General features: G+C 68.9%; 23 protein-coding genes. 14 read left to right on the top strand and 9 right to left on the bottom strand.

The annotated features are described in order from the left end of the window. The first annotated feature begins 181 nt into the window (after positions 1 to 181). From WJ12_RS15280 to WJ12_RS15250, 7 genes are all read left to right on the top strand, one after another. Positions 182 to 1,489, top strand: coding sequence for an MFS transporter (locus WJ12_RS15280; RefSeq protein WP_034190289.1), 1,308 nt, complete (start codon positions 182 to 184; stop codon positions 1,487 to 1,489). 325 nt (positions 1,490 to 1,814) lie between these two features. Further along, on the top strand, positions 1,815 to 3,443 hold the full coding sequence (locus tag WJ12_RS15275) for an ABC transporter substrate-binding protein (RefSeq protein WP_034190290.1): 1,629 nt from the start codon (positions 1,815 to 1,817) through the stop codon (positions 3,441 to 3,443). A gap of 110 nt (positions 3,444 to 3,553) precedes the next feature. Then, a complete protein-coding gene (locus tag WJ12_RS15270; RefSeq protein WP_034190291.1) occupies positions 3,554 to 4,564 on the top strand; it encodes an ABC transporter permease subunit in 1,011 nt (336 codons plus the stop codon). 4 nt (positions 4,565 to 4,568) lie between these two features. After that, positions 4,569 to 5,486: an ABC transporter permease subunit gene (locus tag WJ12_RS15265; protein ID WP_034190292.1), complete on the top strand. Its 918-nt coding sequence runs from the start codon at positions 4,569 to 4,571 to the stop codon at positions 5,484 to 5,486. Between the two features lie 2 nt (positions 5,487 to 5,488). Beyond that, positions 5,489 to 6,484, top strand: coding sequence for an ABC transporter ATP-binding protein (locus WJ12_RS15260; RefSeq protein WP_175029089.1), 996 nt, complete (start codon positions 5,489 to 5,491; stop codon positions 6,482 to 6,484). Then, complete coding sequence (locus WJ12_RS15255) at positions 6,481 to 7,494, top strand: peptide ABC transporter ATP-binding protein (protein WP_034190294.1); 1,014 nt, start codon at positions 6,481 to 6,483, stop codon at positions 7,492 to 7,494. Before WJ12_RS15260 ends, WJ12_RS15255 begins: the two co-directional genes overlap by 4 nt. Then, positions 7,487 to 8,632, top strand: a complete 1,146-nt coding sequence (locus tag WJ12_RS15250) for a TraB/GumN family protein (protein ID WP_034190295.1) — start codon at positions 7,487 to 7,489, stop codon at positions 8,630 to 8,632. The genes WJ12_RS15255 and WJ12_RS15250 overlap by 8 nt, the downstream gene beginning before the upstream one ends. A gap of 545 nt (positions 8,633 to 9,177) precedes the next feature. On the opposite strand, the gene pxpA is transcribed toward WJ12_RS15250, so the two are convergent. Genes pxpA through pxpB form a run of 3 tightly spaced genes read right to left on the bottom strand, consistent with a single transcriptional unit; the run spans position 9,178 to position 11,719 of the window. Next, positions 9,178 to 9,942, bottom strand: coding sequence for a 5-oxoprolinase subunit PxpA (gene pxpA / locus WJ12_RS15245; protein ID WP_034190296.1), 765 nt, complete (start codon positions 9,940 to 9,942; stop codon positions 9,178 to 9,180). A 56-nt stretch (positions 9,943 to 9,998) separates the two neighbouring features. Further along, positions 9,999 to 11,066, bottom strand: coding sequence for a 5-oxoprolinase subunit C family protein (locus WJ12_RS15240; protein WP_059561535.1), 1,068 nt, complete (start codon positions 11,064 to 11,066; stop codon positions 9,999 to 10,001). Then, the gene (gene pxpB / locus WJ12_RS15235) at positions 11,063 to 11,719 is read right to left on the bottom strand and encodes a 5-oxoprolinase subunit PxpB (protein ID WP_059561538.1); all 657 of its coding nucleotides are present in this window, start codon (positions 11,717 to 11,719) and stop codon (positions 11,063 to 11,065) included. The genes WJ12_RS15240 and pxpB overlap by 4 nt, the downstream gene beginning before the upstream one ends. Before the next feature lie 148 nt (positions 11,720 to 11,867). Here pxpB and WJ12_RS15230 point away from each other — a divergent pair, with 148 nt between their 5' ends. Next, a complete protein-coding gene (locus WJ12_RS15230; protein ID WP_034190299.1) occupies positions 11,868 to 12,380 on the top strand; it encodes a winged helix DNA-binding protein in 513 nt (170 codons plus the stop codon). Between the two features lie 74 nt (positions 12,381 to 12,454). On the opposite strand, the gene WJ12_RS15225 is transcribed toward WJ12_RS15230, so the two are convergent. Next, positions 12,455 to 13,063, bottom strand: a complete 609-nt coding sequence (locus WJ12_RS15225; protein WP_051701040.1) for a 5-formyltetrahydrofolate cyclo-ligase — start codon at positions 13,061 to 13,063, stop codon at positions 12,455 to 12,457. 8 nt (positions 13,064 to 13,071) lie between these two features. Here WJ12_RS15225 and WJ12_RS15220 point away from each other — a divergent pair, with 8 nt between their 5' ends. The 4 genes from WJ12_RS15220 (at position 13,072) to WJ12_RS15205 (ending at position 17,994) form a co-directional block, all read left to right on the top strand. Next, entirely contained in the window at positions 13,072 to 15,024 is a 1,953-nt protein-coding gene (locus tag WJ12_RS15220; RefSeq protein WP_034190300.1) for a lytic transglycosylase domain-containing protein, read from the top strand. A 57-nt stretch (positions 15,025 to 15,081) separates the two neighbouring features. Further along, positions 15,082 to 16,041 carry a complex I NDUFA9 subunit family protein gene (locus WJ12_RS15215; protein WP_034190301.1) on the top strand — a complete coding sequence of 320 codons (960 nt, stop codon included), beginning with the start codon at positions 15,082 to 15,084 and terminating at the stop codon, positions 16,039 to 16,041. Between the two features lie 67 nt (positions 16,042 to 16,108). Next, complete coding sequence (locus tag WJ12_RS15210; RefSeq protein WP_034190302.1) at positions 16,109 to 16,756, top strand: glutathione S-transferase family protein; 648 nt, start codon at positions 16,109 to 16,111, stop codon at positions 16,754 to 16,756. Further along, complete coding sequence (locus WJ12_RS15205) at positions 16,753 to 17,994, top strand: multifunctional CCA addition/repair protein (RefSeq protein ID WP_034190303.1); 1,242 nt, start codon at positions 16,753 to 16,755, stop codon at positions 17,992 to 17,994. The genes WJ12_RS15210 and WJ12_RS15205 overlap by 4 nt, the downstream gene beginning before the upstream one ends. 34 nt (positions 17,995 to 18,028) lie before the next feature. Here WJ12_RS15205 and WJ12_RS15200 read toward each other — a convergent pair whose 3' ends face one another. Next, positions 18,029 to 18,790 (bottom strand): helix-turn-helix domain-containing protein, encoded by a 762-nt coding sequence (locus WJ12_RS15200; RefSeq protein ID WP_049034916.1) that lies wholly within the window; start codon positions 18,788 to 18,790, stop codon positions 18,029 to 18,031. A gap of 415 nt (positions 18,791 to 19,205) precedes the next feature. Between WJ12_RS15200 and WJ12_RS15190 the strand changes: the two genes are divergently transcribed. Further along, a complete protein-coding gene (locus WJ12_RS15190; protein WP_059561587.1) occupies positions 19,206 to 21,056 on the top strand; it encodes a M24 family metallopeptidase in 1,851 nt (616 codons plus the stop codon). 19 nt (positions 21,057 to 21,075) lie between these two features. Here WJ12_RS15190 and WJ12_RS15185 read toward each other — a convergent pair whose 3' ends face one another. The 4 genes from WJ12_RS15185 to flgA all read right to left on the bottom strand — a co-directional run bounded on the left by WJ12_RS15185 (position 21,076) and on the right by flgA (position 24,769). Continuing rightward, entirely contained in the window at positions 21,076 to 22,431 is a 1,356-nt protein-coding gene (locus WJ12_RS15185; RefSeq protein WP_059561543.1) for an SGNH/GDSL hydrolase family protein, read from the bottom strand. 161 nt (positions 22,432 to 22,592) lie between these two features. Then, positions 22,593 to 23,033 carry a flagella synthesis protein FlgN gene (locus WJ12_RS15180; protein WP_034190345.1) on the bottom strand — a complete coding sequence of 147 codons (441 nt, stop codon included), beginning with the start codon at positions 23,031 to 23,033 and terminating at the stop codon, positions 22,593 to 22,595. 73 nt (positions 23,034 to 23,106) lie between these two features. Continuing rightward, positions 23,107 to 23,436, bottom strand: a complete 330-nt coding sequence (gene flgM / locus WJ12_RS15175) for a flagellar biosynthesis anti-sigma factor FlgM (protein ID WP_034190307.1) — start codon at positions 23,434 to 23,436, stop codon at positions 23,107 to 23,109. A 118-nt stretch (positions 23,437 to 23,554) separates the two neighbouring features. Beyond that, positions 23,555 to 24,769 (bottom strand): flagellar basal body P-ring formation chaperone FlgA, encoded by a 1,215-nt coding sequence (gene flgA, locus WJ12_RS15170; RefSeq protein ID WP_059561546.1) that lies wholly within the window; start codon positions 24,767 to 24,769, stop codon positions 23,555 to 23,557. 204 nt (positions 24,770 to 24,973) lie between these two features. On the opposite strand from flgA, the gene flgB reads away from it, so the two are divergent. Further along, positions 24,974 to 25,462 carry a flagellar basal body rod protein FlgB gene (gene flgB / locus WJ12_RS15165; protein ID WP_034190309.1) on the top strand — a complete coding sequence of 163 codons (489 nt, stop codon included), beginning with the start codon at positions 24,974 to 24,976 and terminating at the stop codon, positions 25,460 to 25,462. The last annotated feature ends 28 nt before the right edge of the window (positions 25,463 to 25,490 follow it).

Raw genomic sequence — 25,490 nt, 5'->3', positions numbered from 1 at the left:
GCATCGTGCGATGCCGCATTGTGGCGAAAACCGCACAACGCCCGCCGTCGAACGACCGCGGGCGTTTTTTATTGCTTGAAAACGGTTCCGTCGCTTTCTACACTCGCTGCAAACCTGCGCGCCGCGGCCCACCCGCGCGACGCGCCGCCCGATACGGTGAATTCACGAGGACGACACACGCATGGCGACGATTGCGAATTCAACCAAAACGGTGCGGCCCGAGCGTGCGCTGAACCGCCGCGCGGTGGCCGCCGCCGTGATCGGCAACGCGCTCGAGTGGTACGACTTCACGGTGTTCGGCTTCATGACCGTCGTGATCGCCGAGCTGTTCTTCCCGACCTCCAGCGAATACTCGTCGCTGCTCCTCACCACCGCGACGTTCGGCGTCGCGTTCTTCATGCGCCCGATCGGCGGCATCGTGTTCGGGCTGTACGCGGATCGCGCGGGCCGCAAGGCCGCGCTGTCGCTCGTGATCCTGCTGATGACCGCCGGCATCTTCCTGCTCGCGATCGCGCCGCCCTATGCGGCGATCGGCATCGGCGGCCCGATCCTGATCGTGCTCGGCCGGCTGCTGCAGGGCTTTTCCGCGGGCGGCGAATTCGGCAGCGCGACGGCGCTGCTGATCGAAGCCGCGCCGTTCTCGAAACGCGGCTTCTACGGCAGCTGGCAGATGGCGAGCCAGGCGGCCGCGCTGCTGATCGGCGCGCTCGTCGGCGCGGCCGTCACGCGCGGGCTGTCGCACGACGCGCTGCGCAGCTGGGGCTGGCGCGTGCCGTTCGTCCTCGGGCTCCTGATTGGCCCGATCGGCTTCTACATCCGCCGCCATCTCGCCGATTCCGAGGCGTTCCTGCATGCGCAGCAGAGCGCGCGCCGCGCGACGCTCGGCGAAGTGTTCACGCGCCACCCGCGCGAGGTGCTGTGCGGGCTCGGCTCGGTGATCGCGCTGACGGTGACGATCTACGTGCTGATCAGCTATCTGCCGACCTTCGCGGTGAAGCAGCTGAAGCTGCCGTACGCGGAATCGTTCTACGCGGTGATCGTCGGCAACCTGCTGCTGATGGTGTTGTCGCCGGTCGCGGGCGCATGGTCCGACCGCATCGGCCGCAAGGGGCTGTCGCTGTGGTCGCTGGTGCTGACGCTCGCGCTGATGTATCCGCTGTTCGCGTGGCTCGACGCGGCGCCGAGCATCGGGCGGCTGATCGCGGTGCAGGCCGTGCTGTCGGTGACGCTCGCGGGCTACTACGGGCCGTTCGGCGCGATGATCGCCGAGCTGTTCCCGGCCAACGTGCGCTCGACCGGGCTGTCGATCGCGTACAACGTCGCGGTGATGCTGTTCGGCGGCTTCGGGCAGTTCATCGTCACGTGGCTGATCAAGGTCACGGGCACGCCGCTCGCGCCGACCTACTACGTGATGGCCGGCATCGCGCTGTCGATCGTCGCGGTCGCGTTCGTGCCCGCGCGCAGCGCCGACCTCGATGCGCCGGCGTGATCGCATGACGGATCGAGGACGGTCATCGGATCGTTTCGCAAAACGCAATGATGGACGGGTGGCAAAACGATGAAAACAGCCGCCGCCCCCCACGCGTTCGCGCCCGAATTGTTTAGTTGTCGAACGAAACTTGCGCCGGATGAACGGAACTGCCGTTCGCGCGCGTTCTCGCATTTCCCGCGGGGGCGAAACATCGGCAAAAACCCGCGCAAGGGCGTCGAGAAGAGTTTTTTCTCCAGCTTGTTGCAGCATCGCTAGCTCAAGTAATATCCGCGTACGCCGGACCCTGGCGGGAACGGTTCCGATCTGGAGACCTGGAGGAAACATGGAATACAACCGTCTGTTGCACACCCTGCGTGTTACAGCCATTGCAGGCGTGGCAGCGGCATCGCTCGGCGTCGCGGGCTCTGCATTCGCACAGATCCCGAACAAAACGCTCGTCTACTGCTCAGAAGGCAGCCCGGCGGGTTTCGATTCCGCGCAATTCACGACCGGCGTCGATTTCACCGCCGCCACGTTCACCGTCTACAACCGTCTCGTCGAATTCGAGCGCGGCGGCACGAAGGTCGAGCCGGGCCTTGCCGAGAAGTGGGACGTGTCGTCCGACGGCAAGGTGTATACGTTCCATCTGCGCCACGGCGTGAAGTTCCACACGACCGACTTCTTCAAGCCGACGCGCGAATTCAACGCGGACGACGTGCTGTTCACGTTCGAGCGCATGCTCGATCCGAACCAGGCGTTCCGCAAGGCGTACCCGGTGTCGTTCCCGTACTTCACCGACATGGGCCTCGACAAGCTGATCACGAAGGTCGAGAAGGTCGATCCGTACACCGTGAAGTTCACGCTGGCCGAGCCGAATGCGCCGTTCATCCAGAACATGGCGATGGAATTCGCGTCGATCCTGTCGGCCGAATACGGCGACCAGCTGATGAAGGCCGGCAAGGCCGCCGACATCAACCAGAAGCCGATCGGCACGGGCCCGTTCATCTTCCGCAGCTACACGAAGGACGCGACGATCCGTTTCGACGGCAATCCTGATTACTGGAAGAAGGGCGAAGTGAAGCTGTCGAAGCTGATCTTCTCGATCACGCCGGATCCGGGCGTGCGCGTGCAGAAGATCAAGCGCAACGAATGCCAGGTGATGAGCTATCCGCGTCCGGCCGACATCGCGACGCTGAAGGCCGACGCGAACGTCGACATGCCGTCGCAGGCCGGCTTCAACCTCGGCTACCTCGCGTACAACGTCGAGCACAAGCCGGTCGACAAGCTCGAAGTGCGTCAGGCGCTCGACATGGCGATCAACAAGAAGGCGATCCTCGAGTCCGTCTACCAGGGCGCCGGCCAGGCCGCGACCGCGCCGATGCCGCCGACCCAATGGTCGTACGACAAGAACCTGAAGATGGCCGCCTACGACACCGCGAAGGCGAAGGCGCTGCTCGCGAAGGCAGGTTTCCCGAACGGTTTCGAGATCACGCTGTGGGCGATGCCCGTGCAGCGCGCGTACAACCCGAACGCCCGCCTGATGGCCGAGATGATCCAGGCCGACTGGGCGAAGATCGGCGTGAAGGCGAAGATCGTCACATACGAGTGGGGCGAGTACATCAAGCGCGCGCACACGGGCGAGCAGGATACGATGCTGATCGGCTGGACGGGCGACAACGGCGATCCGGACAACTGGCTCGGCACGCTGCTCGGCTGCGAGGCGATCAAGGGCAACAACTTCTCGCACTGGTGCTACAAGCCGTTCGACGAGCTGGTCCAGAAGGGCCGCACGACGACGGGTCAGGACGCCCGGACGAAGCTCTACACGCAGGCCCAGCAGATCTTCGCGCAACAGCTGCCGTTCTCGCCGATCGCGAACTCGACGGTCTACCAGCCGGTGCGCAAGAACGTGGTCGACATGCGTATCGAACCGCTCGGCTATGCCCGCTTCGACGGTGTTAGCGTGAAGTAACGCGCCTGTCGTAAGCTGTCGCGAAGACCGGCTAACTCATCCGGCGGCGGGAGGCCAAAAGCTTCCCGTCGCCGGTCGCACATTTCCCACAAGAAAATACGAGACGCATCATGTTCAGATTCGTGTTGCGCCGCGTGGGCATGGTGATCCCGACCTTCATCGGCATCACCATCCTGGCGTTTGCGCTGATTCACCTGATACCGGGCGACCCCATCGAAGTGATGATGGGCGAGCGTGGCGTCGATCCCGCGATGCATGCGGAGGCGATGAAACGCCTCGGGCTCGACCAGCCGCTGCCCATGCAGTACATCCACTACATCGGCCGGGCGCTGCATGGCGACCTCGGCACGTCGATCATCACCAACACGAGCGTCGCGGGCGAATTCTTCGCGCGCTTCCCGGCGACCGTCGAGCTGTCGCTGTGCGCGCTCGTGTTCGCGCTCGCGGTCGGGCTGCCGGCCGGCGTGATCGCCGCGCTGCGGCGCGGCTCGGTGATCGACCACGGCGTGATGGGGACCGCGCTCACCGGTTACTCGATGCCGATCTTCTGGTGGGGGCTGATCCTCATCATGGTCTTTTCGTCGTACCTCGGCTGGACGCCCGTGTCGGGGCGCATCGCCGTCGAATACGATTTCCCGCATCCGACGGGCTTCATGCTGATCGACGCGCTGCTCGCGCCGGACGAAGGCTCGTTCAAGTCGGCGGTCAGCCACCTGATCCTGCCCGCGATCGTGCTCGGCACGATCCCGCTCGCGGTGATCGCGCGGATGACGCGCTCGTCGATGCTCGAAGTGCTGCGCGAGGATTACATCCGCACCGCACGCGCGAAGGGGTTGTCGCCCGTGCGCGTGGTCGTCGTGCATGCGCTGCGCAACGCGCTGATCCCGGTCGTCACCGTGATCGGCCTGCAGATCGGCACGCTGCTCGCGGGCGCCGTGCTGACCGAGACGCTCTTTTCGTGGCCCGGTGTCGGCAAGTGGCTGATCGATGCGATCGGCCGCCGCGACTATCCGGTCGTCCAGGGCGGCATCCTGTTGATCGCGACGCTCGTGATCGTCGTGAACCTGGTCGTCGACCTGCTGTACGGCGTGCTGAATCCGCGCATCCGCCACACGAGGTAATTCCATGAGCAATCTGCAAAATACCCTGCCGACCGAATCCGCGCCGGCCGGCGGCCGTGCGCTCGCGCTGCGCGAGTTCTGGGCCAACTTCTCGCGCAACCGCGGCGCCGTCGGCGCCGGCATCGTCGTGATCGTGCTGATCCTCGTCGCGCTGCTCGCGCCGCTGATCGCGCCGCACAGCCCGGTCGAACAATACCGCGACTACGTGAAGATCCCGCCCGCGTGGCTCGCCGGCGGCAACTGGCAATTCATCCTCGGCACCGACGAAGCGGGCCGCGACATCCTTTCGCGGCTGATGTTCGGCGCGCGGATGTCGTTCTGGATCGGCTTCGTGTCGGTCGTGCTCGCACTGATCCCGGGCATCGTGCTCGGGCTCGTCGCCGCGTTCTTCCAGAAGTGGGCCGACACGCCCGTGATGCGCATCATGGACGTGCTGCTCGCGCTGCCGTCGCTGCTGCTCGCGGTCGCGGTCGTCGCGATCATCGGCCCGGGCCTCACCAACACGATGTTCGCGATCGCGATCGTCGCGCTGCCGGCCTACGTGCGCCTCACGCGCGCATCGGCGCTCGGCGAGCTGCAGAAGGAATACGTGACGGCGTCGCGCGTGGCCGGTGCCGGCACGCTGCGCCTGATGTTCTCGCAGGTGCTGCCCAACTGCACGGCGCCGCTGATCGTGCAGGCGACGCTCGGCTTCTCGTCGGCGATCCTCGACGCGGCCGCGCTCGGCTTCCTCGGCCTCGGCGTGCAGCCGCCGACCGCCGAGTGGGGCGCGATGCTGGCCTCCGCGCGCGACTACATCGACAACGCGTGGTGGATCGTGACGATGCCGGGCCTGTCGATCCTGATTTCGGTGCTCGCGATCAACCTGCTCGGCGACGGGCTGCGCGACGCGCTCGATCCCAAACTGAAACGGATGGCATGACCATGAGCACTCTTCTGACCATCCGCAATCTCGCGGTGAATTTCAACGGCCTGCCTGCCGTCGACCGGATCAACCTGTCGATCGCGCCGGGCGAGGTGGTGGGCGTCGTCGGCGAATCGGGCTCGGGCAAGAGCGTGACGATGATGGCGCTGATGGGCCTGATCGACGCGCCGGGCAAGGTGACGGCCGACGAGGTCACGTTCAACGGCGTCGACCTGCTGAAGGCGTCGCCGAAGGCGCGCCGCAAGATCGTCGGCAAGGACATCGCGATGGTGTTCCAGGACGCGCTGACGAGCCTGAACCCGAGCTACACGGTCGGCTACCAGATCAAGGAGGTGCTGAAGCTGCACGAAGGGCTGCGCGGCGACGCGCTGAACCGGCGCGCGCTCGAACTGCTCGACCAGGTCGGCATTCCCGACGCGAAGAACCGCATCGCGTCGTTCCCGCACCAGATGTCGGGCGGGATGAACCAGCGCGTGATGATCGCGATGGCCGTCGCATGCAACCCGAAGCTCCTGATCGCCGACGAGCCGACCACCGCGCTCGACGTGACGATCCAGGCGCAGATCATGGATCTGCTCGTGAAGCTGCAGAAGGAGCGCGGGATGGCGCTCGTGCTGATCTCGCACGACCTGGCCGTGGTGTCGGAGGTCGCGCAGCGCGTCGCGGTGATGTACGCGGGCGAGATCATCGAGACCAACAGCGTGCCCGACATCTTCCGTGCGCCGCATCATCCGTACACCGAAGCGCTGCTCGCCGCGATTCCCGAGCACAATCAGGGGGCGCGTCGCCTTGCCGCATTGCCGGGCATGGTGCCGGGCCGCGATGATCGCCCGTCCGGGTGCCTGTTCGCGCCGCGCTGCAAGTACGTCGTCGACGATTGCCGCAAGGCGCGGCCGGCGCTCGACACGCTGGTGCCGGGCAACGATGCGATGCGCGCGCGCTGCATCAAGCCGCTCAATGTTTCCAACCTCGACCTGACGGGAGGCGCACGATGAATGCAGTCCAAGATACGCGCCACGCGTCGCCCGACGAGGACGTCCTGGTGGCCGACGGCCTCGCGAAGCACTATTCGGTGAAGCGCGGGATGTTCGGGCAGGGCACGGTGAAGGCGCTGAACGGCGTGTCGTTCTCGCTGAAACGCGGCAAGACGCTCGCCGTCGTCGGCGAGTCGGGCTGCGGGAAGTCGACGCTCGCGCGCCAGCTCACGATGATCGAGACGCCCACGTCGGGCAGCCTGACGATCGACGGCAAGAATGTCGCCGGCGCGAGCCGCGACACGATCGCCGAGCTGCGCCGCCGCGTGCAGATGGTGTTCCAGAACCCGTTCGCATCGCTGAATCCGCGCAAGACCGTCGAGCAGACGCTGTCCGAGCCGCTCGAGATCAACGCGAACCTGACGGCCGCCGAGCGTGCCGCACGCATCGCGCAGATCATGCGCACGGTCGGCCTGCGGCCCGAACACGCGAAGCGCTATCCGCACATGTTCTCGGGCGGCCAGCGCCAGCGTGTCGCGATCGCGCGCGCGATGATCCTCGATCCGCGCATCGTCGTCGCCGACGAGCCGGTGTCCGCGCTCGACGTGTCGATCCAGGCGCAGATCCTGAACCTGTTCATGGACCTGCAGGAGCAGTTCAAGACGAGCTACGTGTTCATCTCGCACAACCTGTCGGTGGTCGAGCACGTCGCGGACGACGTGATGGTGATGTACTTCGGCAGCGTCGCCGAGCTCGGCGACAAGGCGACGATCTACGCGCGGCCGCGCCACCCGTACACGCGGGCGCTGATGTCGGCGACGCCGGCGATCTTCGAGGAAGACCGCCGCGTGCAGATCAAGCTGCAGGGCGAACTGCCGTCGCCGCTCAATCCGCCGTCGGGCTGCGCGTTCCACCAGCGCTGCCCTTATGCGGTCGAGCGGTGCCGCGCGGAGGAGCCGAAGCTGCGCGAGGTCGACGGCCGGCAGGTGGCCTGCCATCGCGCCGAGGAGGTAGGGGAGGCGAATGCCTGAAGCGTTGGCGGCGCGCGTGTCCGGCGTGCGCCGTGCGGGGGCAAGCGGGGCGCGCGTGATGCGCGCGTACCGCGACGCGCGGCGCTGGAGCGTGCGTACCGTCACGGGCGCGGCGCTGGCCGGCGCGTGCGTGGCGGCCAGCCTCGTGGTTCCCGTCGAATCCGCGCGCGCCGAAGGGCGCGCACCGGCCACGTCACCGATCCATCCGTCGCAAGTCCCGCCGCCCGGCATGAGCCTGCCGGGCTTCCACGCGCCGTCCGTATCGGACGGCACGGTGTCGCGCGGCACCGTGCGCGTGCAGCCCGCGCGCATGCCGTTCTACGTCGCGACCAAGGGTAACGTCACGCTGTACGTGCTCGGCACGCTGCATACCGGCGACCCGTCCGATTACCCGAGCGCGCAGCCGTTCCGGCCGCGCATCCTGGCAGCGCTCGCCGCGTCGCCGACGCTTGCGCTCGAACTGTCGCCCGACGATCTGCTCGAATCGCAGGACGACGTGTCGAAGTACGGCGTGTGCCGCTACCCGTGCCTGCAACGCCTGCTGCCCGAGCCGTTGTGGCAGCGGCTCGCGGCACGCCTGCGCGGCAACCCGGCCGCGCTCGCCGAGATCCGCAAGATGCGGCCGTGGCTCGCGGCGCTCGTCGTCGAGACCTACGATTCGCTGTCGGCCGGCCTGCAGACCGAATACGGCACCGAGGCCCAGCTGCAGAACGTGTTCCTGAAGAAGAAGGGCGGCCGCGTGATCGGGCTCGAGACGCTCGCCGAACAGATGCGCGCGTTCACCGGGCTGACGCTGGCCGAGCAGCGCGAGATGCTCGCGCAGGACATGGTGCAGACACCCGCGCAGAACGCCGACGACATCAAGGCGCTGCACCGGCTGTGGCGAATTGGAGACGCCGACGCGATCTCCGCGTGGGCCGTCGCGAAGAGCGAGCGGCTCGCGCGTTCGAAGGTGCTGTCGGCGTCGATCGACAACAAGATCGTGTACGAGCGCAACCGGCGCTTCGTTGCACGGATGACTGCAATCGCCGCGCCGAACCGGCCGCTGTTCGTCGCGATCGGCGCGCTGCATCTGGGCGGCCCGCGCGGCGTGCTCGAATTGTTGCGTCAACAAGGTTACAGGGTCGACGCGAACTGATCGCCGCCGTCGCGCCCGAACCGATCCTCCCCTGTTTGATCGACGTCGTTCGGGCCACGTCAAACGCTTGTTTGTACACGCGATTCGATAAGGAAAACCCTCGATTCGTCGGAAAATAGCGTTTCAAACGATTGACATCCCGTTCCGCCAATATCTATTCTTCGATCCACAAGTTGAAAAATTGAAAAGAATAGAAAAAGTTCTACGGGGTAGCAGAAAACAAAGCGCGGGGTGAGCGCGTTGCCGGCACGTGGTGCACACGTGTCGGCCGCGGAAGTGTCTGCATGTACGGCGGGGCCAATCATCGTCGGACAACAACAATACATGCAGGCCGACTTGCGGATAAGCGACGCTCCGTCGTCTGACCGGGGAAGGCAGTGATCGGGCGGCGGCGGACGTTTTTTAATCCGGAATATTTTTCCGGTCCCGTCGAAAGACGGTTTCGGGGGGCGAATCGACAGACGGCGAAGCCGCAGCGATTGCGCCAACGGAAAAGCGCCACGAGGGCGCTTTTTTCTTTTGGGCGGCCGAGATGACGATGCGCGTTACGCGCCTTCGTCGGCCTGCAGCGCGCCGGGGGCCACCACGTCGACGCCGGCAGCCTCCAGCGCCGCGCGAATCCGTTTCGCGAACGCCAGCGCATGCGGCCCGTCGCCGTGCAGGCAGACGGTCTGCGCGTTGAGCGGCACCCATTCGCCGCTCAAGGCACGCACCTGCCGGTTGCGCACCATGTCGAGCGTGCGCGCGAGCACCGCGTCCTCATCGTCGATCAACGCGCCGGGCTGGCTGCGCGGCACGAGCGAGCCGTCCGCGCGGTAGCCGCGGTCGGCGAACACTTCTTCCACCGCGGCGAGCCCCGCATGCCGCGCGGCCGCGACGAACACGCTGTTCGCGAGCCCGAACACCGCGAGCGACGGATCGAAGTCGTGGATCGCGGACACCACCGCATCGGCGATCATCGGGTCGCGCGCGGCCTGGTTGTACAGCGCGCCGTGCGGTTTCACGTGCGCGATGCGCCCGCCTTCGGCCTGCGCGATCGCCGACAGCGCGCCGAGCTGGTACAGCACGCCCGCGTAGATGTCGCCGGCCGGCAGCTGCATTTCCTTGCGGCCGAAATTCTCCGGATCGTGAAAGCTCGGGTGCGCGCCGATCGACACGCCTTTCTGCACGGCCCAGCGCACGCAGTCGCGCATCGCGTTCGCGCCGCCCGCATGCCAGCCGCATGCGATGTTCGCCGACGTGACGAGGTCGAGCAGCGCCTCGTCGGATCCGCATCCTTCGCCGAGATCGGCATTCAGATCGATTTCCATGATGTTCCTCGTCCACTGATGGCGTGGCGCGTCTTTCGTTACTGCTTCCGCCAGGGTCACGCTGCGCGCGATTGGGCGCGGCGGCGCGCTTCTTCTCGCATGTCGATCGCCACGTCGATCTGCCGCAGATAGGCACGTTCCGCGGCGAGGGCGGCGCGCGCGGCGTCGGGGGTCGTGCGCACGAAGCGGATCGGCAGGTTGAGCCGCGCCTGTGCGAGTTTCCACAGATCGGCGCGGATCACCGTGCCGATCTTCGGGTAGCCGCCGGTGGTCTGCGCGTCGTGCATCAGCACGATCGGCTGGCCGTTCGGCGGCACCTGGATCGTACCGGGCAGCACCGCGTGCGACAGCAGCTCGACCGGCTGCTCGCGCACGAGCTCGGCGCCCGCGAGGCGATAGCCCATCCGGTTGCTGTTCGCGGTGACGAGCCATTCCTCGTCCCAGAACGCCTGCTGCGAATCGGCCGCGAACGAGGCGTAGTCGGGGCCCGGCAGCACGCGCACGGGCATCGCCCACGGCGCATGCGCGGGGCGGTGGCGGCGCGGCGGCTCGTCGACGCGCACGAAGGCGCACCACGCGGGCGCCTTCACGCCGAATTCGGGCGCATCGGCCGCGAGGCAGCCCGCGCCGGCCGGCGGCACGCCGACCGGGAGCCGGTCGCCGTCGCGCAGCGTGCGGCCGCCGAGGCCGCCGAAGCGCGACGCGAGATCGGTGCTGCGCGAGCCGAGCATCGGCAGCACGTCGATGCCGCCCGCGATGCACAGATAGCCGCGCATCCCGCGTTTCGCGGCCGGCAGCACGAGCGTCTGGCCGGCCTCGACCGGCAGGCTCCACCACGAATACACGCGCTGGCCGTCGAGCGTCGCGCCGAATTCGGTGCCGGTGATCGCGATGCGCGTCGCGCGCGGGAAGCGGAACGCGGCGGGGCCGATCGTGATCTCGACGGCCGCCGCGTCGGGGCGGTTGCCGACGAGCCGGTTGCCGACCTCGAGCGCGAGGCCGTCGAGCGCGCCGCCCTGCGCGACGCCGAGGTGGCGTGCGCCGCGGCGCCCGAGATCCTGCACGGTCGACAGCGGGCCGGCGCGCAACACCTCGATGGTGCCCGGTGCGTTGCTCTGGGTCATGACGCGTCGACTCCCGCAATGGTGAAGCGCACGCGATCGCCGGGCAGCAGCAGCGTCGGCTGCGGCCGCGCCGGATCGAACAGCACCTGCGACGTGCGGCCGATCAGCTGCCAGCCGCCGGGCGACGTGGCCGGGTAGATGCCCGTCTGCGCGCCGCCGATGCCGACCGAGCCGGCCGGCACCTCGAGGCGCGGCGCCGCGCGGCGCGGCGTGTGCAGCGATGCGTCGAGGCCGCCGAGATACGCGAAACCCGGCTGGAAGCCGACGAAGAACACGACGTATTCACCGGCCGCGTGGCGGGCGACGACCTCGTCGGCCGGCAGGCCCGTGTGCGCGGCGACGGCCGCCAGGTCGGGGCCGGCGGCCCCGCCGTACTCGACCGGGATCTCGACCTCGCGGCCGTCCGCGTGCTCGACGTCGGCCGTCTCCCACGCGTCGCGCAGCGCGGGCGTGAGCGATTCGGCCGTCGCGGCGAGCGCGTCGAACACGATGGTCAGGTTGTTCATGCCGGGCACGACGTCGATCACGTCGGGCCACGCGCGCGCGGCCTCGGCAACGGCCCAGACGCGGCGCTGGCAATCGAGCGTGGCGGGCGGCGGCACCTCGCAGACGAGGGCGGCATCGCCGAGCGGATAAATGCGGGGTTGCGTCATCGGGCTGGCACGGTTCGGACGGCAATGTTAGCGCACATTGTCAATAAGATATCGATAAGTTACCAATAAGCGTTTTCGCCTAGCCCGTATACAGCGGCTTCTGGCGTACACTCGGCACACCCTGACATCCTGCTTGCGCCGCCTTTCCATGAAGCGTCATCCGACCAAGATCGTGTCATCCGAACACCTCGTTTCCGATTCGAGCGCGGAGCTGTCGGAGCTCGAATACGGGCTCATCATGGCCGGCAACGCATTCAACCGCTGGATGGTGCGCTGCATGTCGGCGGCCGGCGCGAAGGACATGACGGCGGTCGAGGTGTCGCTGCTGCATCACGTCAGCCATCGCGAACGCAAGAAGAAGCTCGCCGACATCTGCTTCGTGCTCAATATCGAGGATACGCACGTCGCGACCTATGCGCTGAAAAAACTGATCGCGCGCGGCTATGTGAAGAGCGAGAAGAGCGGCAAGGAAGCCTTTTTCTTCGCGACCGACGCGGGCCGCGAGCTGTGCCTGAAATACCGGGAGGTGCGCGAGCACTGCCTGATCGAGACGCTGAAGGACAGCGGGCTCACCAACGAGCAGATCGGCGACGCGGCGCAGTTGCTGCGCCACGCGTCGGGCCTCTACGACACGGCCGCGCGCGCGGCGGCGTCGCTGTAAACGATTGCCCGGGCGGTTGCGCGCGGCGTTGCGCTGACGGGCCGGCGACGACGATCGCGGCGCCGCGCGCCGCGTCATCCGGCGGCCGGGTAGAGCGCGCCGTCGGTCACGATCCAGCGCAGCGCGAGATCGTGCGCTTCGGCCGGCAGCGCGTCGACGCGGCACGCTTCATAGGCGATGCCGACCGTCACGGGCGGCGCGTCGCCCGGCCACGCGGCGAGCGTGCGGTCGTAATAGCCGCCGCCGTAGCCGAGCCGGTAGCGCTCCGGATCGAATCCCACACAGGGAATCAGCAACAGGTCGGGCACGACGACGATTCCCGACGCCGGTTCCGGAATCCGGTGATGACCTTCGCGCATCGGCGTGTGCGCATCCCATGCATGGAACGCGAGCGGCGCATGACGCGCGCCGATCACCGGCAACGCGGCGCGCCGGCCGGCGCCCGCCGCGCACCAGGCGAGCACCGCGTCGCGCGCATCGAATTCCCCGGGCAGCGGCCAGTAGAAGCCGACCGTGCGCGGCGCCAGACGGTCGAGCAGCAAGCGCAGGCGGGCGTCGAGCGCGGCGTTCGCGGCGGGCTGCGACGCGGCGTCGCGACGCGCGCCGGACAGCGTTTTGCGCAGCGCAACCTTCGGGTTCGGCACAGGGTTGCGTGCTATGCTTTCGCTCACTTCGTGCTCCATTCAAATCGATGTCGAACAGCCTTTTCCGAGTATATCGCGCGGTCGCGCTGACGCTTTCGGCCGCCGCGCTCGTCGCCGGTACGGCCGCGTGCGCCGCACCGAACGACGACACGGTCGCCGGGGATGACCAGATCTTCGTACAGCTTCGCGAAGCCGCACGCCGCAACGACGCCGCGAAAGCCGCGCAGCTCGCGTCGATGATCCCGAACTATCCGGTCCCGTCCTACGTCGAGTATTTCCAGATCAAGCCGCAGCTGTTCGATTCGACGGGACGCGCGCGCGTCGATGCGCCGGACGCGCCCGTGCAGTCGTTCCTGCAGCGCTACGACGGCCAGGCGATCGCCGACCGCCTGCGCAACGATTACCTGCTCGTGCTCGGCGCGCGCCACGACTGGCGCAACTTCGACGACCAGTACAAGCGCTTCGTGCTCGACGACGACACGCAGGTCAAGTGCTACGCGCTCGAATCGCGCGCGGCGCGCGGCGAGAACGTCGCCGACGCGGCGCGGGCGCTGCTCGTCGAGCCGAAGAACTACGGCGATGCGTGCGTCGACCTGATCACCGCGCTCACCGTCAACCAGCAGTTCACGAGCGACGACGTGTGGCAGCAGGCGCGCCTCGCCTACGAGCAGAACTACACGACGCTCGGCGGCAAGATCGTCGACGCGCTCGGCCCGCGCCCGGTCGGTTTCGACCAGGCGACGAGCGCGCCGCCGCTGTACCTCGCGCGCGGCGTCGGCGCCGACGCGACGTCGCACCAGCTCGCGCTGATCGCACTCGGCCGCATGGCGCGCAACGATCCGGACGCCGCCGCGGGGATGCTGACGACGGTCGCGCCGTCGCTGACCAAGCAGGAACAGGCGATCGCGTGGGGCGCGATCGGCTACCAGGGCGCGATCAAGCGTTCGCCGCTCGCGTCGGTCTGGTACGCGAAATCCGCGAACGCGCCGCTGTCGAATCCGGGCTACGAATGGCGCACGCGCGCCGCGCTGCTCGCCGGCAACTGGCCGATGGTGCGCTGGTCGATCGAGCAGATGCCGCCGTCGCTGCGCAACGATCCGGCGTGGATCTACTGGCATGCGCGCGCGCTCAAGCAGAGCGGCGACACGCTGCAGGCGAACCAGGAATTCGAGCAGGTCGCCGGGCAGTTCAACTTCTACGGGCAGCTCGCCGGCGAAGAGCTCGGCCAGCGCACGTCGATCCCGCCGCGCACCAAGGTGAGCGACGCCGAGATCGACGCGATGGGCAAGATTCCGGGCTTCGCGCTCGCGCAGCGCTTCTACGCGCTGAACCTGCGCCTCGAAGGCAATCGCGAATGGAACTGGCCGCTGCGCGGGATGACCGATCGCCAGCTGCTCGCGGCCGCCGAATACGGCAAGCGCGTCGAGCTGCTCGACCGCACGGTCAACACGGCCGACCGCACGAAGGCCGAGCACGACTTCACGCTGCGCTACCCGTCGCCGTACCGCAACATCGTCGAGCGCTATGCGCAATCGACGGGCCTCGACGTCGAATGGGCGTACGGGCTGATCCGCCAGGAATCGCGCTTCATCATCAGCGCGCGTTCGTCGGTGGGCGCGGGCGGCCTGATGCAGCTGATGCCCGCGACGGCCCAGATGGTCGCGAAGAAGCTCGGCATGGGCACGATCACGCGTGCGCAGATGCACGACATCGATACCAACATCCAGCTCGGCACCTGGTATCTGGCGGACATCTACAACAACTTCGACAGCTCGCCGGTGCTCGCCACCGCCGGCTACAACGCGGGCCCGGGCCGGCCGCGCCAGTGGCGCCAGGTGTTGACGCAGCCGGTCGAAGGCGCGATCTTCGCGGAGACGATTCCGTTCAACGAGACGCGCGACTACGTGAAGAACGTGCTGTCGAATACCGTCTACTACGCGGCGCTCTTCGAGGGCAAACCGCAGTCGTTGAAGAAACGTCTAGGCATGATCTCGCCCTGATACGCAATCTTCACACTGCCGCGCGAGACGCGGCAGTGCTCTTTTGAGGTTCCGAACATGGATCGCCAGACCGTCGCGCTGCTGGGCGGCACCGGCTTCATCGGCAGCCGGCTCGTCAATGCGCTGATCGACGCCGGCAAGCAGGTACGGATCGGCACGCGCCGGCGCGACCACGCGCGCCACCTCCAGATGCTGCCGGTCGAGATCGTCGAGCTCGACGCCCTCGACACGCGCACGCTCGCGCGCTTCGTCGCCGGCGCGCACGCGGCGATCAACCTGGTCGGCGTGCTGCACGGCGGCCGCGGCACGCCGTACGGGCCCGGTTTCGAGCGCGCGCACGTCGCGCTGCCGGCCGCGCTCGCGAGCGCCTGCACCGAGGTCGGCGTGCGGCGCCTGCTGCACATGAGCGCGCTCGGCGCCGATTCGCGCGGCCCGAGCATGTACCAGCGCTCGAAGGGCGACGGCGAAGCCGCGCTGCATGCGGTCGCGGCGACCGATTCGCTCGCGCTGACGATCTTCCGCCCGTCGGTCGTGTTCGGCCCCGGCGACGCGTTCCTCAACACGTTCGCGAACCTGCAGCGCACGGTGCCCGTGCTGCCGCTCGCGATGCCCGATGCGCGCTTCCAGCCGGTGTTCGTCGGCGACGTCGTGCGCGCGTTCGTCAACACCCTCGATCTCGCGGCCGCGCACGGCAAGACCTACGAACTCGGCGGGCCGACCGTCTATACGCTCGAGCAGCTGGTGCGCTATTGCGGCACGCTGGTCGGCCGGCAGGCACGCATCGTGCGGCTGCCCGACGCGCTCGCGCGGCTGCAGGCGCGCGTGTTCGAATGCCTGCCCGGCGAGCCGGTGATCACACGCGACAACCTCGCGTCGATGTCGGTGCCGAACGTGCTGTCCGGCCCGCTCGCGCCGGAACTCGGGATCTCGCCCGCGAGTCTCGAAAGCATCGCGCCCGCGTATCTCGGCGAAGCGACGAAGCGCTCGCGCTTCGACTGGTTCCGCTCGCGCCGCTAGCGCGCCGCGCGGGGCGCGGACGTTCAGCCCCTTTCCGTTTCCTTTTTGCGTTGTCCGGAAAACCGTCATGAAACTCGTCATTGGTGACAAGAACTACTCGTCGTGGTCGATGCGCCCGTGGGTGCTGCTCACGCATTTCGGCATCCCGTTCGACGAGATCGCGGTCGAGTTGCGCCGCGACGACACCGCCGCGCGCATCCTCGAGTATTCGCCGTCCGGCAAGGTGCCGTGCCTCGTCGACGATCACGGCGTCGCGATCTGGGATTCGCTCGCGATCGCCGAGACGCTCGCCGAGCGCTATCCGCAGTTGCCGATGTGGCCGGCCGACCCGCTCGAGCGGGCGCATGCGCGCTGCGTGTCGGCCGAGATGCACGCGGGCTTCGCGGCGCTGCGCACGCAGATGGGCATGAACGTGCGCGCGTCGATGCCGGGGCGCGGCGCGACGCCGGATGCGCTCGCCGACGTCGCGCGCATCGATGCGCTGTGGAGCGCGTGCCTCGAGGCGTCGGGCGGGCCGTTCCTGTTCGGCGAATTCGGGATCGCCGATGCGATGTACGCGCCGGTGGTGATGCGCTTCAACACGTATGCGCCGGGCCTGTCGCCGGAAGCGGCCGGCTACGCGGCGCGCGTGACGGCGCTGCCGGCCGTGCAGCGCTGGATCGACGCCGCGCGCCGCGAAACGACCGTGATCGCCGAATACGAGCCGACGCCATGAATATCTACGCAGTAGGCGGAGCGATCCGCGACGAATTGCTCGGCGTGCCCGTGCAGGACCGCGACTACGTGGTGGTGGGCGCGACGCCCGAGCAGATGGCCGCGCAGGGGTTCCGGCCGGTCGGCAAGGATTTCCCGGTGTTCCTGCATCCGCAGACGCAGGAGGAGTACGCGCTGGCGCGCACCGAGCGCAAGACGGCGGCCGGCTATCACGGCTTCCAGTTCCACTACGCGCCGGACGTGACGCTCGATGAGGATCTCGCGCGGCGCGACCTGACGATCAACGCGATGGCGCGCGAGGTGAGCCCGGAAGGCGGGCTGGTCGGGCCCGTGATCGATCCGTTCGACGGGCAGGCCGACCTGCGGGCGCGCGTGTTCCGGCACGTGAGCGACGCATTCGTCGAGGATCCGGTGCGGATCCTGCGCATTGCGCGCTTTGCCGCACGGTTCGCGGATTTCACGGTGGCGGACGAAACGCTCGCGCTGATGCGCCGGATGGTCGACGCGGGCGAGGTCGACGCACTCGTGCCCGAACGCGTATGGCAGGAAATCGCGCGCGGGCTGATGGAAGCGAAGCCGTCGCGGATGTTCGCGGTGCTGCGCGAGTGCGGCGCGCTCGTGCGCATCCTGCCCGAGGTCGACGCGCTGTGGGGCGTGCCGCAGCGGGCCGACTACCACCCGGAAGTCGATACCGGCGTGCACGTGATGATGGTGGTCGACTATGCGGCGAAGCAGCGCTATTCGCTGCCGGTGCGCTTCGCGGCGCTCACGCACGATCTCGGCAAGGCGACGACGCCCGCCGACGTGCTGCCGCGCCACGTCGGCCACGAAGGCCGCAGCGTCGACCTGCTCAAGCCGTTGTGCGAGCGGCTGCGCGTGCCGAACGAGTGCCGCGATCTCGCGCTGGTGGTCGCGCGCGAGCACGGCAACCTGCATCGCGTGATGGAGATGGGCGCGGCCGCGCTGGTGCGGCTGTTCGAGCGCAGCGATGCGCTGCGCAAGCCCGCGCGTTTCGCCGAGATGCTGCAGGCGTGCGAATCGGATGCGCGCGGGCGGCTCGGGCTCGAGACGCAGCCGTATCCGCAGGCCGAGCGGTTGCGTGTCGCGCTCGCGGCGGCGCGCAGCGTCGATGCCGGCGCGATCGCGCGCGGCATCGGCAACGACGCGGAGAAGATCAAGGATGCCGTGCATCGCGCGCGGATCCAGGCCGTCGCGCAAGCGCTCGAGATCGGCGAATAAGGGCGGCGAACCGGGCGGCGCGCGCCCGCGGCCGCTACGACTTCTTCTTGCGCGCCGGGGTGGCGGCCGCGGCGCGTTTGCCGGGGGCCGCGCGCGGCTTCGCTGAAGCCTGCGGGTCTGCCGTACCGGCCTTGGCCGGCCGTGCCGCATCGGCGCCGCGATCGCCGCGTCGGGTCACGCGCGGCTTACCCGCCGCCGGCTGCCTGATGTCCATCGTCGCCGACACCAGTTCGGCACACCGGTCGTCGAACAGCGGGAGCGTGCCGACCGCGATCAGCTCGGCCGGCCCGTCGCCGACGTTCGCGACCCGATGCCGCTTGCGCGCATCGAAGTGCAGCGAATCGCCGGGCGCCAGCGGGTAAACCTTCTTGCCGATCGTGTAGCAGATGCGGCCGGCCAGCACGTACACGAACTCGTCGCCGCCGTGCGACACCCATTCCGAGCGGTAGCCTTCCATCATCCGCACCTTGAGCGCGTTGACCTGGCTGCCGTCGAAGGTGGTGGAGAGCCGCTCGTACCACTGCGACGTGGCGTCGAGCGCGTACGGCTGGCGGCTGCCTTCGTGCGAATCGGGCTGCGCCTGGCGCGGCTGGTCGATCAGCGCGCCGAGCGGGACGTCGAGCGCCTTGGCGACGTTGACGAGCGAAGACAGCGAGATGCCGGTGAGATGCCGCTCGACCTGCGACAGGAACCCGACCGACAGCTTCGCCTCGGTCGCGACTTCCAGCAGCGTCTTCTTCGCTTCCCGGCGCAGGCGGCGAATGCGCAGGCCGATACGCATGATGTCTGAATCCATGAATCTCTTTCGTGGCAACGAGTCGGCAGGCGAGCGGAGAGGCGGTGCAGTCGCCGGGACTTGCTTTCCGCGCATCGCACGAAGCACGGCCGCCGGGACGGCGATGCCGGCGCATTGTACCGCGCGGTGTCGCCGGGCGATCTGGCGCTGTGCCGGGATCCGCAGCCGTCGTGCCGATTTTAGTCCTACGAAAATTTTAGCTTGACCTCAATTTCAGCGTGCTCTAGATTCTGTCGCGCATCAAACAAAGTTAAGTGAGACAAAAATTCCCCGAGGGCCTGCTGCCGGAACGGCACCGCGGCCCGGCTGCGCGCCGGGCCGTGCGTGATCCGCGTCAGGGCGGCGTGTCGCTTCAGGCACGCGCCATGCCGCGTCACGCCGCCGGCCGCCGACAACAATGAATAACGGGCACACGATGATCGATCGACTGAAATACAGCTTCTCCGGCCTGCCTCCGTACGACGCGTCCGTCGCCGACACGCAGGCCGGCCTGTCGCGCCTGCTCGACGCCGCGCGCCTCGACGCGGTGGTCGTCACGTCGCAGGACGAATACGTGACCGAGTACCTGCCGCGCAGCAACAATCCGCGCTACGCGCTGTCGGGCTTCGACGGGTCGGCCGGCTGCGGGATCTTCCTGAGCGCGGCCACCGCGCAGGCGCTCGGCGTGCCGCCGTTCGTGCTGTTCGTCGATGGCCGGTATCACCTGCAGGCCGAGCAGCAGTGCGATCCGGCGCGCGTGCATATCGAGAAGCTCGGGATGAACGTGACGATCTGGCAGGCGATGGCCGACTGGCTGGTCGCGCATGCGAGCCGGCTCGCGCGGGTCGGCTACGACGCGCTGCGGATCAGCGTCGCGCAGCGCGACCGGCTGCTCGCGCAGACGCAGGCCGCGTCGCTCGACTGGACGGGCCTCGCCGATCGCGAGATCGACCGCGCGATCGCGCTGCCGGGCTGGATCGTCGAGCGGCCGATCTTCGAGGTGCCGGAATCGATGACGGGCCTGAGCGTCGCGCAGAACCTCGACACGCTGAACCGCCGGCTCGCCGCGCACACCGGCGCGGCCGACGGCAAGACCGCGTTCTTCTCGTGCGCGTCGGACGATCTCGCGTATCTGCTGAACAGCCGCGGTTATCACATCCCGAATGCGTCGTCGCACCTCGGTTTCCTGTTCGCGGTCGGCGGCCAGGTCGTGCTGTTCCTGCCGGAAGGCTGCGATCGCTGCCCGGTCGCGCTCGATTCGTATCCGGCGCTGCACGTGATCCGCCGCGATGTCGCGGCGCTCGAGCGCTTTCTCGCGCGGTTCGCGGTCGAGCACGTGTGCTACGGCTTCGAATCGGTGAATTGCGCGCTTGTCGACGCGGTGAGCCGCGTGTGGCCGCATGCGCGGCATGCCGATTTCAACCCGGTCGAGGCGATGCGGGCGAGCAAGACGCCGGCGGTGCTCGAGCGCTTCCGCGACGCATTCGCGCGCAGCTCCGCGGCGATCGCCGAGACGATGCGCTGGGCGAAGACCGGCGAGCCGGGCGCCCGCCACACCGAATACGACCTGGCGCGCACGATCAACGACGCGTACGGCGCGCGTTCGGCCGTCGCGCTGACGTTTCCGTCGATCGCGGCGAACGGCGCGAACAGCGCGTTCGCGCACTACACGGCGGCGAGCGCCGGCGTCGAGCTGACGGAAGGCGAGCTCGTGCTGCTCGACAGCGGCGCTTACTACGAAGCCGGCTTCGCGACGGACTGCACGCGCGTCGTGCTGCGCCGCACGCGTCCGGATACGGTGGCGCAGCCGTGGCAGCGCGAGATCTACACCGTCGCGCTGAAGGCCTGCATCAAGGGGCTCGTCGCGCGCTTCCCGAGCACGGCGACGGGCGCCGACGTCGATGCGCTCGTGCGGCAGGTGTGCCGCGACCACGGCCACGATTTCGGCCACGGCACCGGGCATGGCGTCGGGATTCACGTGCACGAGGGCGGCGTGCGGTTCGCGCCCGGCGCGAAGTACGGGCTGGTGCCGAATGCGGTGATTTCGGTCGAGCCGGGCATCTACCTGGCGGGCAAGGGCGGCGTGCGGATCGAGAACATCGTGATCATCCGGCCCGACGACACGCAGCCGGATACCGTGACGTTCGAGAACATCGTGACGGTCGGCTACGACTGGGACCTGATCGATCTCGACCTGCTCGACGACGGCGAGCGCGCGTACCTGCGCGACTACGAGCGGCTGTGCGTGGAGCGCGGCACGCAGGTCACCGCGTGTCCGCTGCTGTAGGCACCGCCGCCCGCGGCGGTCAGTTCAGCAGGCGCGCGCGCACGAATGGCGCGATCCGCTCGGCGAGCCACGCATGCGTGCGCGTCGTCGGGTGCAGCGTGTCCCAGAACACGAAGCGCGCCGGGTCGCGGCAGTCCGCGCGCGGCGTCTGCGCGCCCAGGTAGGTGAGCGACGACGGTTTCGGGATGTCGAGGCACGCGCGCGTCGCGTCGTCGAAGCCGTACCGGGCCGGGTGGCTCAGCAGGTCGTCGAACGGCGCATAGGCGTCGAACACCTCGAGCCGCAGCGCCGCGCCGTAGCGATCGCGCAGCGCGGCGGCCGCGTCGACGAGCCGCCGGTTGTAGTCCCTGACCTGCGCGGCGACGCTCGCCGTGTCGGCGCGGGTCGCGAACACCGGCGCGCGCGACACGTCCGGCAGCGTGACGAGCATGATCCGCGTCGCGCCGGCCGCGGCGAGCTGCTCGAGGCTGTCGCGCACCGCATTCGCCGCCTGCTCGGGCGAGCGCCCGTAGTTCACGAGATCGTTGCCGCCCGCGAACACCGCGAACAGCGTGTTGGCGGGCCGGTAGTCCGGCGCGCGATCCATGTATTCGCGCCACGAGTCGATCTGCTGCACGAGGCCCGGCACGACGAGGTGCTGGTCGGTCGCCGCGCCGCCGATCGCCCAGTTGTAGAACGGCAGCCGCAGCGCGTTGGCGAGATATTCGGCCCACACCGGGCCGTTGCTGAAGCGCCCCGCATGCCAGCTCGTGCCGTTCGGCAGCTTCCACTGGCTCGCGTTGAACATGTTCTGGGTGTCGGACAGGCTGTCGCCGAACACGATCAGCTTGTTGACGCGCGCATCCTGCCGCGCGTCGTCGAGGGTCCACACCGTGTAGTTGAACGACAGCGCGTTGTTGGCCGCGACCGCCTGCGTGAGGCCGGCCTGGATGCCTTTCGCGGCCAGCGTCTTGCGGCACACGTCGGCGAGCGTGTCCTGCGGCGTCGTGCTGTAGAACATGTTCTTCCACTGCGTGACGCCGTCGGCCCACCAGTAGCCGGGCACGCGATACCAGTCGCCGCCGGCCGGGTCGCGCGCCCATTCGTAGGTCGCGGCCGGCTTCAGCGGATCCGCGTCGATCCGGTACCAGCAGCGCAGGTACGTGTAGGTGTCGGACCCGCGGCGCGCGGCGCGCGCCGTCGCGCCGGGCGTGCCCGACGCGGCCGGCGGCGCGACGTCGGGGCCGGCCGGCGACAACGACATGTCGCCCGTCGGCGTGGGCAGCGGCGCGGGGCCGGCGGCGCGCGCGGCGGGGAGCGTCAGCGCGGCGCCCAGCGCCGCGGCAGCGGAAACGGCGACGATACGGGAAAACAACGGAATACGGAAATACGGCATGCGGCCCTCTTCTGATTGTTGTGACGGGACGGCGGCGCGGTTGCGTGGCCGTGTATCGGAAGGGACCGTGGGTGCCGGGCTCGGGCCCGGTCTGTCGAATCGTGAGTGGCCGCGAACGGCGGCGAGAGGCGGTGAGAGGCGGTGAGTGCGGCGGCGGCCGGTCAGCGGGCCAGCGCCGAGACGCGCCCGTCCGGGCCGTAGACGCCGGTGGGTGCGGGCGCCGAGCGCAGCACCGCGAGCGCGCGCTCGTTGTAGTCCATCCGGATGCGGATCAGCATTCCGTTGTTCGCATTGGCCTGGCGCGCGCGTTCGGCGGCCTGCTGCAGCAACTGCCAGCGGCCCGCGAGGCGCGCATCGCGCTCGGCGGCCTGGTCCATGCCCTTCTTGCCGGCCGGAAAACCGAGCGCGGAAAGCTGCGTGTCGCGCGTGCGTTCGAGCTGCGCGAGCCGGTCGATCAGCGCGCTTTTCCTTTCGACGATGCCGGGCAGCATCTCGAGCGGCTCGGCCGTCGTCAGCGCCTTTTCCTCGTAGACGAGCAGGGACGCGAACGCTTCGACCGTCGCGTGTTCGTCGTTGACCGTGGCCAGCAGCTCTTCTCTCATCGCGTCATGCTCGTCGCGCCGGTGCGCGCGGTGGGCGCGCGCCGGCAAACCGGTGGAACCGGCCTGGGCCGGCTTAGTTACCCTGCGGGCGCTGCTGCTGCAGCAGCTCGCGGGCGGTGTTCAATACGCCGTCGGCAATCTTGCTCGCGTCGATCGTCAACGTGCCGTTGTTCAGCGCGTCCTTGATCGACTGGACCAGGCCCGTGTCGATATCGGCGTCGCCCGACGCGGATACCGAGCGCAGCTGGCCGGACAGACCCGACAGGTTCACGCTCGTGTCGCCGCCGGTCGATCCGGCGTCGGCCGCCGGCGCGGACGACTGGGCCGTGCCGGATTGCGCACGGGACGCGCCGTTGCCGGTCGGCGCCAGGGGGCTCGGGTTCGGAGTGGAATCGATCTTCACGATGGGTTTCCTGTACGGTTTGACCCAGATAACGGCCGGGTCGGCCCGAACTTTAGCATCGCGAGCCCGAAATGCTCCGAATAAACAATTCTTTACACTCTTGCCGTTTGATCCGTCCCTATAGCGGAATTTCCACGGTGCCGGCGTCCTTGACGATCGCCGTGACGATCTGGCCCGCCGCCATCCGCACCCGCACCGACTGGCCCGGCGCCGCGTTCGCGAGCACGCTGCCTTCGGCCGAAATCGTGAAGCCGGGCCCGGCCGCGACGACCCGCACCGTCTGGCCGGCGGATACCGACGCCGCGCTCTTCAGCATGTCCTGCCGCAGCGGCAGGCCGGCCGAGATGCGCGCGAGCGCGGTCGCGCCGATCGCCTGCGCGGGATCGGTGATCACCGCGAGCGGCATGACCGTCAGGTCGCCGTCGCGGGCGACCAGGTCGGCCGCGGAGAGCGGCTCGCCGGGCGCGATCTGGCGCGCGGCGACGTAATAGGTGGCCTGCACGGCGACCTTCGCCTGCAGGTAGACGGTCCACGGCCGCTCGCCCGCGCAGCGCACGCCGACCGTCGTGCGGCCCCACAGGCGCGCGCCGGTCGGCAGGAACGGCTCGAGCGTCGTGCACGCGGCGAGCCCGCGCGGAAACGCGGTCGTGACCGTCGCGGTGGTCTTGCCGGGCAGGCCGGCGATCTGCTGCTGCAGGAACGCGAGGGCCGCGCGGCGGATCGTCTCGGGATCCTGCTGGCCGGGCGTCGTCGCGGGCTGCGCCGCGGCGGCGGCCGGGGCCGGAGGCGCGGAAGCCGCTGCTGCGCGCGGCGCCGGTGCGGCTGACGCGGCGCGGGCCGCTGCGAAACGGGCGGCGGCGGCAGGCGCGGGCGCCGGCCGCACGGGATTCGACGCGGATTCGGCCGTGCCGGCGACGACCGTCGCGATCGCGGTCGGGTCGGCGGCGCGCGGCTGCGCGCCGTAGCCGGCGTTCGCACGGGCGGCTGCACGAACGGGCGCGGGCGCCGGCGGCGGGACGGTCGTCACGACCATCGCGCCGGCCGGTTGCGCCGCGTAGCCGGCCGCGGCACCCGCACCCGAAACCGCGCGGCCCGCTTCCGGCGCGATGCCCGCACCCGAGGCCATTCCCGTTGGCCCGCCGAACTGGCCGCCGTTCGCCGCGTTGGCGTGCGCGAGCGCGGCTTCCGCCGTCTCGCCGCGGCCGGGAATCACGATCATCCCGTCTTCCGCGTGCACGGCCGGTGCGGCGATCCACAGCGCCGCGGCGAGCACGCACGCACGCCGGACGCGCGTGAGCCGCCCGTTCCCGCCGCGAAGTGCGCTGTCCGTCATCGCCGTGTCCTCGATCCGTTGATCCGAGTTGCATTCTAGGGAGCCGGGCCGTCGCGCAAACGATGAATAGAGGGGGCCTTTGCCGCGTTATTCGCCCGATTGCCGGTTGCGTCCGACGCCTACCATCGCTGTCATGGAAAAAAGCCTCTCGGGTCGCCATCCGGCGCGAGGGGCGTGCAGCGCTTCATACGGAGAGACGCACACATGCTGGACAAACTCGATGCGGAATTCGCGTTCGGCCGACAGGCGCTCGACGTGCGCGCCTACCGGCAGGAACTGCTGTCGTCGAACATCGCGAACGCCGACACGCCGGGCTACCAGGCCCGCGACGTCGATTTCGCGTCGACGCTCGCGCGCTCGCTGAAGCAGACGAGCGGCGGCCTGGCGCCGAGCAACGCCGCGCAGTTGCCGATGACGCAGCCGGCCGGCGTGACGAGCGGCATGTCGATGGTGTCGACGGCGGCCGGCCACATGGCCGGCACCGCGAAGCTGATCCCGACCGGCGGCCCGTCGGACGACTACGGCCGCGCGCAATACCGGATGCCGCTGCAGCCGTCGCTCGACGGCAACACGGTCGATCTCGACGTCGAACGCGTGCAGTTCGCGAACAACGCGCTGCACTACGAGACCGGGATGACCGTGATGACCCAGCAGATCAAGGCGATGATCGCCGCGATCTCGACGAACTCGTAAGCGCAACCGTACCCGAGCACACGCACCA

Origin of the sequence: Burkholderia seminalis (assembly GCF_001718535.1) — a bacterium.
Lineage (GTDB): Bacteria > Pseudomonadota > Gammaproteobacteria > Burkholderiales > Burkholderiaceae > Burkholderia > Burkholderia seminalis.
Note: the sequence above shows the minus strand (reverse complement) of the source record. Positions and strands in the feature narration are given on the sequence as shown.